General features: G+C 28.2%; 3 protein-coding genes. All 3 read right to left on the minus strand.

Annotated elements, in window-relative coordinates:
• A partial coding sequence (locus ABT160_RS47070) for an ATP-binding cassette domain-containing protein (protein ID WP_351656604.1) occupies positions 1 to 341 on the minus strand: 341 nt, incomplete at its 3' end.
• 2 nt (positions 342 to 343) lie between these two features.
• The gene (locus ABT160_RS47075; protein ID WP_017864521.1) at positions 344 to 709 is read right to left on the minus strand and encodes a GntR family transcriptional regulator; all 366 of its coding nucleotides are present in this window, start codon (positions 707 to 709) and stop codon (positions 344 to 346) included.
• Between the two features lie 213 nt (positions 710 to 922).
• Positions 923 to 1154: hypothetical protein (locus tag ABT160_RS47080; RefSeq protein ID WP_351656609.1), on the minus strand; the 232-nt coding region annotated here is incomplete at its 5' end.

The raw sequence follows: 1154 nt of genomic DNA on the forward strand, positions 1-1154 counted from the left end.
TTTTCGATCAATTCCAAAAATCTCTTACTATCAAAAAGAGGATATAATAGAGAAAAATAACTCTCAATTGTTCGTAATCTCATTTTATTTAATGGTTGATATTGAGGATCAAGGAAAAAAATATCATTCTTTAGACTAACCTCTTTGTTAATATCTTGACCATCAATTGATACCATTCCTTCATCCATCAAATAATGACTGGCTATCGTACGGAATAAAGTGGTTTTACCAGATCCATTTCTTCCCACAATTCCAAAAATACTTCCTAGAGGGATGGATAAATTAATATGTTTCAAAACAACATTACCATCAATCCTCTTACTTAAATTTTGAATCTCCACTTTTACTCCTCCTCCTTTATCCACTCATAGATTAAACTTAATGGAATTTTTGCATATTGTGCTTCAACTAACCATGATTTAAGCTGACTTCTTAATTTTTTTTGTGTCTGAATATCAATTTCTTCATCCTGACCATCATTATTTTTAACAAAAGAACCTCTTCCCTTAATAGTTGTGATTACATTTTGATGCTCTAATTCCTTATAAGCTTTGGCAACAGTATTCGGGTTAACGCCCAACTGCTTGGACATCTCTCGAACGGATAGGATTTTGTCTCCAGCATCAAGAATCCCTTTGGTAATCTCTTTTTTTATATTAAATACAATTTGTTCGTAAATGGCATCTTTATTATTAGGATCAATATGCATAGTTCTCCTTTTCTATGTGTACTATTATACACCATACAATATACTTGTCAAGTATTAATTATTTTACACCTATAGCTTTAGAATAATAATCAATTAAAATTTAAAATAAAAAAGCTCACAACTGTTAAGTTATGAGCTGGTTTATATTTCATTTTCCTGTATAAATTTTATTGAGAGGACTTTTCCATAGAAACATTATTACTATATTTAAGTCTAATCCTTAGAGTAATTACTACCATAAATGGCAACATCTTCAGGAAAATTATCCTCTATTTGTTTTATTTCTATTTTCATTTGTAAATCCTTGTGTTTCAAATAGAGTATTCTTGATAACTTATTATTAAATTTATTTAAGAATTTTATATTTACTTTCTGATATTTTTTCTTTAAAAATTTCAAAAAATATAATCCACGTTGAATTAAAATGTCCGATCTCCTAAGAATA

It is taken from the genome of Streptomyces sp. NPDC001941 (assembly GCF_040296945.1).
Taxonomy (GTDB): Bacteria; Actinomycetota; Actinomycetes; order Streptomycetales; family Streptomycetaceae; genus Streptomyces.

What these genes read in the sequence shown, in the direction of transcription:
- ABT160_RS47075 (WP_017864521.1), bottom strand. Translation starts at nt 709, where the DNA reads ATGCATATTGATCCTAATAATAAAGATGCCATTTACGAACAAATTGTA.